Source organism: Hydrogenophaga pseudoflava, from assembly GCF_031020795.1.
GTDB classification, from domain to species: Bacteria; Pseudomonadota; Gammaproteobacteria; order Burkholderiales; family Burkholderiaceae_C; genus Hydrogenophaga; species Hydrogenophaga pseudoflava_A.
Genome location: NZ_JAVHJP010000009.1, coordinates 180,245 through 187,644 on the forward strand (window position 1 = coordinate 180,245; position 7,400 = coordinate 187,644).

Here is a 7,400-nt window from a genome sequence, read left to right on the forward strand (position 1 = left end):
GTTTCGCACCTGGCCGCAATGGCCGGGGAGCCTGGCCCTGGCGCAAGCCAGCGTAAACGTGCACTCCCCCCTCTGAAGGGGCCCGGACCGGTCCGCAGCGTCTGGTTCACGCCCCGCAAGCCTGCAGCCGATTCGGCCGCATCCCCCACAGACGGTCCCTGGTCCTTCCCAGGCACCGCGGAGCAAGAACCGTGATCACCGAACTCGAATTCAAAAGCCTCACGCAACAGGGCTACAACCGCATCCCGCTGATGGCCGAGGCCTTTGCGGACCTCGAAACACCGCTGTCTCTGTACCTGAAGCTGGCCCATGGCCGGGGCGACGGCGCCCACAGCTTCCTGCTCGAATCCGTCGTCGGCGGCGAGCGCTTCGGCCGCTACAGCTTCATCGGCCTGCCCGCGCGCACCCTGCTGCGCGCCAGCGGCTTCGGCGCCCATGCGAAGACCGAGGTCGTGCGTGACGGCGCCGTGGTCGAGACCAACCACGGCAACCCGCTGGATTTCATCGCCGCCTACCAGCAGCGCTTCAAGGTCGCTCTGCGGCCCGGCCTGCCGCGTTTCTGCGGCGGCCTGGCCGGCTATTTCGGCTACGACGCGGTGCGCTACATCGAGAAAAAGCTGGAAAACAGCTGCCCGCCCGACACCCTGGGCACGCCCGACATCCTGCTGCTGCAGTGCGAAGAGCTGGCGGTCATCGACAACCTGTCGGGCAAGCTCTACCTGATCGTCTACGCCGACCCGGCCCAGCCCGAGGCCTATGCCAACGCCAAGAAGCGCCTGCGCGAACTCAAGGAAGCGCTCAAGTACTCGGTGGCCGCGCCGGTGGTCAAGCCGAGCCAGAGCCATCCGGCGCAACGCAGCTTCGCCAAGGACGATTACCTGAAATCGGTCGAGCGCGCCAAGGAGCTGATCGCCGCCGGGGACTTCATGCAGGTGCAGGTGGGCCAGCGCATCAGCAAGCGCTACACCGAATCGCCGCTGTCGCTCTACCGCGCGCTGCGCTCGCTGAATCCGTCGCCCTACATGTACTACTACCACTTCGGGGATTTCCACGTGGTGGGGGCCTCGCCCGAGATCCTGGTGCGCCAGGAACACACCGAAGAGGGGCAGAAGGTCATCATCCGCCCGCTGGCCGGCACCCGACCGCGCGGCGCCACGCCCGAGAAGGACAAGGCGACCGAGGTCGAACTGCTGGCCGACCCCAAGGAGCGCGCCGAGCACGTGATGCTGATCGACCTGGCGCGCAACGACATCGGCCGCATCGCGAAGATCGGCTCGGTCAAGGTGACCGAGGCCTTCGTGGTCGAGCGCTACAGCCACGTGATGCACATCGTGAGCAACGTCGAGGGTGTGCTGAACGACGGCATGACCAACATGGACGTGCTCAAGGCCACCTTCCCGGCCGGCACCCTGACCGGCGCGCCCAAGGTGCACGCCATGGAACTGATCGACCAGCTCGAACCGGTCAAGCGCGGCATCTACGGCGGCGCCTGCGGCTACCTCAGCTACGCCGGCGACATGGACGTGGCCATCGCCATTCGCACCGCCATCATCAAGGACCAGACCCTGCATGTGCAGGCTGCGGCCGGCGTGGTGGCCGACTCGGTGCCCGAGATGGAATGGAGGGAAACCGAGCACAAGGCGCGCGCGCTGCTGCGCGCAGCGGAACTGGTCGAGGAGGGGCTGGAATGAGCAAGAGGATTCAACTGCTGATGGTGGACAACTACGACTCGTTCACCTTCAACATCGTGCAGTACTTCGGCGAATTGGGCGCCGATGTGACCGTGGTGCGCAACGACGAGATCACGGTGGACGAGATCCAGCGCCGCCTGGACGCCGGCCAGATCGACCGTCTGGTGATCTCGCCCGGTCCCTGCTCACCGGCCGAAGCCGGCATCTCGGTGCCGGCCATCCAGCACTTCGCTGGCCAACTGCCCATCCTCGGCGTGTGTCTGGGCCACCAGAGCATCGGCGCGGCGTTTGGCGGCAAGATCGTCCGCGCGCAGGAGCTGATGCACGGCAAGACCAGCGTCATCACCACCACGCAGGAGGGCGTGTTCGCGAAGCTGCCCGAGCAGTTCACCGTCAACCGTTACCACTCGCTGGCCATCGAGCGCGAGAGCTGCCCCGACTGCCTGAAGGTCACGGCCTGGACGCCGGATGGCGAGATCATGGGCGTGAAGCACAAGACCTTGGCCATCGAAGGCGTGCAGTTCCACCCCGAGAGCATCCTGACCGAGCATGGGCATGCGATGCTGAAGAACTTCCTGGGACAGGCATGAAGACCGTCGACCTGCGCAGCGACACCGTCACCCAGCCGACGGCGGCCATGCGCGCCGCCATGATGGAAGCAAAGCTCGGCGACGACGTGTTCGGCGACGACCCCACGGTCAACGCGCTGCAGGAGCGCATCGCGGCGCTCACCGGCAAGGAAGCGGCGCTGTTCATGCCCTCGGGCACGCAGAGCAACCTGTGCGGCATCCTGGCGCACTGCGGACGGGGCGACGAGTACATCGTCGGCCAGCTGGCCCACACCTACCGCTACGAAGGCGGCGGCGCGGCGGTGTTCGGCAGCGTGCAGCCGCAACCGCTGACGCAGGACGCGCAGGGCCACATGGCGCTGGCCGACATCGCGGCGGCCATCAAGCCCGACGATCCGCACTTCGCCCGCACCCGTTTGCTGTGCCTGGAGAACACCTGGAACGGCCATGTGATGCCCGACGAGTACCTGCACAGCGCCACGGCGCTGGTGCGGGAAAAGGGTTTGAACACCCACCTCGACGGCGCGCGCGTGTTCAACGCCGCCGTGGCCTCGGCCGCGCCGGGGCAGGGCGCGTTTGCCCGCCTGCGCGCCATCGCCGACCCTTTCGACAGCCTGTCGGTCTGCTTCAGCAAGGGGCTGGGTGCGCCGGTCGGCTCCGCCCTGTGCGGATCGCACGAAGTGATCAGCCGCGCCCGCCGCATCCGCAAGATGGCCGGGGGCGGCTTGCGCCAGGCCGGGCTGCTGGCCGCCTGCGCGCTGCACGCGCTGGACCACCATGTGGACCGCCTGGCCGATGACCACGCCAATGCCCGGCGCCTGGCCGAGGGCCTGTCCGGCATCGACGGCCTGACGGTGAAATCGGCGCAGACCAACATCGTCTTTGTGGATGTGGCCGATGGGCGCGGCCCGGCGCTGCTGGAGTTCCTGAAGGCACATGACGTGCTGGCCACCGGACTGATCGGCCTGCGTTTTGTCACCCACCTGGACGTGGATGCCGCCGGCATCGACCACGCCATCGCCACCGTGCGCCGCTTCTTCGCGCAAGCGCCGGCGACCAACGCCAGCAGCGGCCGCACCGGCCCCTACTGAACCAGGGAGCCGCATCGCCATGCCCGACACGACGCAACTGCTCATGTTCATCGCGGCGGGCTGGCTGCTCAACCTCACGCCCGGCCCGGACGTGCTCTACATCGTCAGCAGCGCGCTCAGAGGCGGCGTGCGCGCCGGCATGGTCGCCGCGCTGGGCATCGTCAGCGGCTGCTTCGTGCATGTGTTCGCCGCGGCCCTGGGTGTGGGCGCATTGCTGGCCACGTCGGTCACCGCCTTCACTGCGCTCAAGTGGGCCGGCGCGGCTTATCTGGTGTGGATGGGCCTGCGGCTGCTGCTGGCCCGGGGGGGCGGTTCCTCCATCGTGCCGGCAGAGGCCCGGGGCGAGGTGGTGGCCACGAACCTGTGGCGCGTCTACCGCCAGGGCTTTCTGACCAATGTGCTCAACCCCAAGGTGGCGCTGTTCTTCCTGGCCTTCGTGCCGCAGTTCATCGCCCCCGGCACCGAGAACAAGGTGGCGGCCTTCCTGCTGCTGGGCCTGCTGTTCAACCTCAACTCGCTGCCGATCAACTTCGGCTACGCCTGGCTCGCCGGCTGGGCCTCGCGGCGCGTCGGCGCAGTGCAGCGCGCCATGCACTGGATGGACCGCGCCGCCGGGCTGATGTTCATCGGCTTCGGCCTCAAGCTCGCCCTGTCCGACAATCCTTCCCGCTGATTTCCGGAGACTTGCCATGCCCCACACCCACAAGATCACCCCGCAGGAAGCCCTGCAGCGCACCATCGAGCACCGCGAAATCTTCCACGACGAGATGCTGCACCTGATGCGCCTCATCATGAGCGGCGAGATGTCGCCGGTCATGATGGCGGCGCTGATCACCGGTCTGCGCGTGAAGAAGGAGACCATCGGCGAGATCACTGCGGCCGCGCAGGTCATGCGCGAGTTCTCGACCAAGGTGCACGTGGCCGACAAGACGCACCTGGTGGACATCGTGGGCACCGGCGGCGACGGCTCCCACACCTTCAACATCTCCACCTGCTCCATGTTCGTGGCCGCGGCGGCGGGAGCCAAGGTCAGCAAGCACGGGGGGCGCAGCGTCTCCAGCAAGAGCGGCAGCGCCGACGTGCTCGAGAGCCTGGGGATCAACATCAACCTGGCGCCCGAGCAGATCGCGCGATGCATCGCCGAGGTCGGTGTGGGTTTCATGTTCGCCCCCAACCACCACCCCGCCATGAAGAACGTGGCGCCGGTGCGCCGCGAGCTGGGCATCAAGACCATCTTCAACATCCTGGGTCCGCTGACCAATCCGGCCTCCGCGCCCAACATCCTGATGGGCGTGTTCCACCCCGACCTGGTCGGTATCCAGGTGCGCGCGCTGCAGCGCCTGGGTGCTGAGCACGCGGTCGTGGTCTATGGCCGCGACGGCATGGACGAGGTGTCGCTGGGTGCCGCGACCATGGTGGGCGAACTCAAGGACGGCGAGATCGCCGAGTACGAAATCCACCCCGAAGACTTCGGCCTGACCATGGCCAGCAGCCGGGCGCTGCGCGTGGAGACGCCCGAAGATTCCAAGGCCATGCTGCTGGGCGTGCTGGAAAACCGCGACGAGCCGGCGCTCAAGGCGGCCAAAGACATCGTGGCGCTCAACGCTGGCGTGGCGCTTTACGCCGCCAATGTGGTGCCCGACATGGTGCAGGGCATCGCGCTGGCGCGCCGCACGCTCGAGTCGGGCGCCGCCGCTGCCAAACTGCACGAGCTGCAGGCCTTCACCCAGTCGGCCACGGCCGGCACGGGCATCTGAGGCGCGCCGTGCCGGTCTGGCTGCAGAACGAGGGCGCCTGGATCGCGCTGGGCGTCTCCGTGCTGTTCATCGTCGCCGGTGTGGTCATGCACCGCGTCATCAAGAAGGTGCTGCAGACTCCGCAGCCCGAGGAATCGCAGAAACATGAGTGACATCCTGAACCAGATCGTGGCGGTCAAGCACGAAGAGATTGCTGCGGCGCGCAAGAAGAAGCCGCTGGAGGCGGTGCGCTTCGACGCCGAAAGCCGCGTGCTCACGCGCGACTTCGAGGGCGCGCTGCGCGCCAGGATCGCAGCCGGCCAGGCTGCGGTGATCGCCGAGATCAAGAAGGCCAGCCCGAGCAAGGGCGTGATCCGCGCCGATTTCATCCCGGCCGACATCGCCCAGAGCTACGCCGAGGGCGATGGAACGGTCCGCGCGGCCTGTCTGTCGGTGCTGACCGACCGCCAGTTCTTCCAGGGCAGCACCGACTACCTCAAGCAGGCCCGCGCCAGCTGCGACCTGCCGGTGCTGCGCAAGGATTTCATGGTCGACCCCTATCAGGTCTACGAAGCCCGGGCCATGGGCGCCGACTGCATCCTGCTGATCGCCGCCTGCCTGGACGATGCGCAGATGGCCGACCTGGAGGCCCTTGCCCTCGGCCTGAACATGTCGGTGCTGGTGGAGGTGCACGACCGCGCCGAACTGCACCGAGCGCTCAAGCTCAAGACCCCGCTGGTGGGCATCAACAACCGCAACCTGCGGACCTTCGAGGTGTCCTTGCAGACCACACTGGACCTGCTGCCCGAAGTTCCGGCGGACCGGTTGCTGGTCACCGAGTCCGGGATTCTCGGGCGAGGGGATGTGCGAACCATGCGCGACGCCGGTGTGCACGCCTTCCTCGTGGGAGAGGCCTTCATGCGCGCGCCCGAGCCGGGGCTGGCCCTGGCCGAACTGTTCGCCTGAACAGCGTCCATGAGACAGGACTCCTTCGACTGGGACGGCATGGCACCGGCAGGGCGGCCATCGACCGATGTCGTGCCCTGGCTCAGAGAGGTCGACCCGGCCCAGTGGCCGATCACTGAAGCGTGGCGGCCGGTGTTCGATCATTTCTGGTCGGGCAGGGCCGGACAGGGGTTGCTGGCTTTCCTGCGCTCGCGTCTGCGCGATGGCGCCGTGATCTATCCCCCTGAGCCGCTGCGAGCCTTTTCGTGGGGTGGTCCGGCCGAAGTCCGTGTGGTGATCGTCGGCCAGGACCCCTACCATGGGCCTGGTCAGGCCGAAGGGCTGGCGTTTTCTGTGGCGCCGGGTGTGCGCAAGCCGCCGAGCCTGCGCAACATTTTCAAGGAGCAAAGCCGTGACCTGGGGCTGGCGGTGCCCGAGGGCGGCTCCCTGGTGCCGTGGGCGCGGCAAGGTGTGCTGCTGCTCAACACCAGTCTGACGGTGGAGGATGGCCAGGCAGGCAGCCACGCTGGACGGGGTTGGGAAGTGCTTACTGATGCTGCAATCCAGGCCTGCAGCGCTTCGGCGACGCCCAAAGTGTTCATGCTCTGGGGTGCCCACGCCCAGAAGAAGGCCGACCTGATCGATGCTTCCCGCCACAAAGTACTGTGTGCGAACCATCCTTCGCCCTTGTCGGCCACCCGAGGTCCGGTCCCGTTCCTGGGTTGCGGCCATTTTGGGCTGGCCAACCGGTGGCTGTCGGAGCAGGGTGTTGCGCCGATCAACTGGTCGTTGGTGCAGGCGCGTGACACGGCCGAAAAAATCGTGGCATAATGTTGGGCTGCGTTTGCGGAGGGGTGGCCGAGTGGTTAATGGCAGCAGACTGTAAATCTGCCCTCTTACGAGTACGCTGGTTCGAATCCAGCCCCCTCCACCAATGACTGCAGATGTGAGAGCGATGGAAATCTGTGCGGGAGTAGTTCAATGGTAGAACCCCAGCCTTCCAAGCTGATGACGCGGGTTCGATTCCCGTCTCCCGCTCCATATCCGGTTGTTGTTTCCGCCTGACCTGCGGACGCGGAGTTTGAATTTCAGGGTGTCCGGTGTGTGCCGGACGTCTTGGCCCTTGTGGCTCAGTGGTAGAGCACTCCCTTGGTAAGGGAGAGGTCGCGGGTCCGATTCCCGCCAAGGGCACCATCTTTGTTCTGGTGTTTCGGCAATTTTGTTTTGGAGCTGAAAAATGGCAAAAGAGAAATTTGAGCGGACCAAGCCGCACGTGAACGTGGGCACCATCGGTCACGTGGACCACGGCAAGACCACCCTGACGGCTGCCATCACCACGGTGCTGGCTGCCAAGTTCGGTGGCGCCGC

9 protein-coding genes and 3 tRNA genes are annotated in these 7,400 nt (G+C 66.6%); all 12 read left to right on the top strand.

Annotation, left to right across the window (positions count from 1 at the left end):
- Positions 1–191 precede the first annotated feature (191 nt).
- Positions 192–1,691 carry an anthranilate synthase component I gene (gene trpE, locus RCO38_RS22975; protein ID WP_308330848.1) on the top strand — a complete coding sequence of 500 codons (1,500 nt, stop codon included), beginning with the start codon at positions 192–194 and terminating at the stop codon, positions 1,689–1,691.
- Positions 1,688–2,281: an anthranilate synthase component II gene (locus RCO38_RS22980; protein ID WP_308330849.1), complete on the top strand. Its 594-nt coding sequence runs from the start codon at positions 1,688–1,690 to the stop codon at positions 2,279–2,281. Before trpE ends, RCO38_RS22980 begins: the two co-directional genes overlap by 4 nt.
- Positions 2,278–3,351 (top strand): low-specificity L-threonine aldolase, encoded by a 1,074-nt coding sequence (gene ltaE, locus RCO38_RS22985; RefSeq protein ID WP_308330850.1) that lies wholly within the window; start codon positions 2,278–2,280, stop codon positions 3,349–3,351. The genes RCO38_RS22980 and ltaE overlap by 4 nt, the downstream gene beginning before the upstream one ends.
- A 19-nt stretch (positions 3,352–3,370) precedes the next feature.
- A complete protein-coding gene (locus RCO38_RS22990) occupies positions 3,371–4,024 on the top strand; it encodes a LysE family translocator (protein ID WP_308330851.1) in 654 nt (217 codons plus the stop codon).
- A 16-nt stretch (positions 4,025–4,040) separates the two neighbouring features.
- Complete coding sequence (gene trpD, locus RCO38_RS22995; protein WP_308330852.1) at positions 4,041–5,108, top strand: anthranilate phosphoribosyltransferase; 1,068 nt, start codon at positions 4,041–4,043, stop codon at positions 5,106–5,108.
- 8 nt (positions 5,109–5,116) lie between these two features.
- Positions 5,117–5,260, top strand: a complete 144-nt coding sequence (locus RCO38_RS23000) for a hypothetical protein (RefSeq protein WP_308330853.1) — start codon at positions 5,117–5,119, stop codon at positions 5,258–5,260.
- Complete coding sequence (trpC, locus tag RCO38_RS23005) at positions 5,253–6,053, top strand: indole-3-glycerol phosphate synthase TrpC (protein ID WP_308330854.1); 801 nt, start codon at positions 5,253–5,255, stop codon at positions 6,051–6,053. Before RCO38_RS23000 ends, trpC begins: the two co-directional genes overlap by 8 nt.
- 39 nt (positions 6,054–6,092) lie before the next feature.
- Positions 6,093–6,863: a uracil-DNA glycosylase gene (locus RCO38_RS23010; RefSeq protein WP_308330855.1), complete on the top strand. Its 771-nt coding sequence runs from the start codon at positions 6,093–6,095 to the stop codon at positions 6,861–6,863.
- 17 nt (positions 6,864–6,880) lie between these two features.
- A tRNA-Tyr gene (locus RCO38_RS23015) sits at positions 6,881–6,966 on the top strand.
- Between the two features lie 33 nt (positions 6,967–6,999).
- Positions 7,000–7,073: transfer RNA gene (locus RCO38_RS23020), tRNA-Gly, on the top strand.
- 78 nt (positions 7,074–7,151) lie between these two features.
- Positions 7,152–7,226, top strand: a tRNA-Thr gene (locus tag RCO38_RS23025).
- A gap of 43 nt (positions 7,227–7,269) precedes the next feature.
- Positions 7,270–7,400 (top strand): GTP-binding protein (locus RCO38_RS23030; RefSeq protein WP_308329836.1); only part of this gene is annotated, 131 nt, incomplete at its 3' end.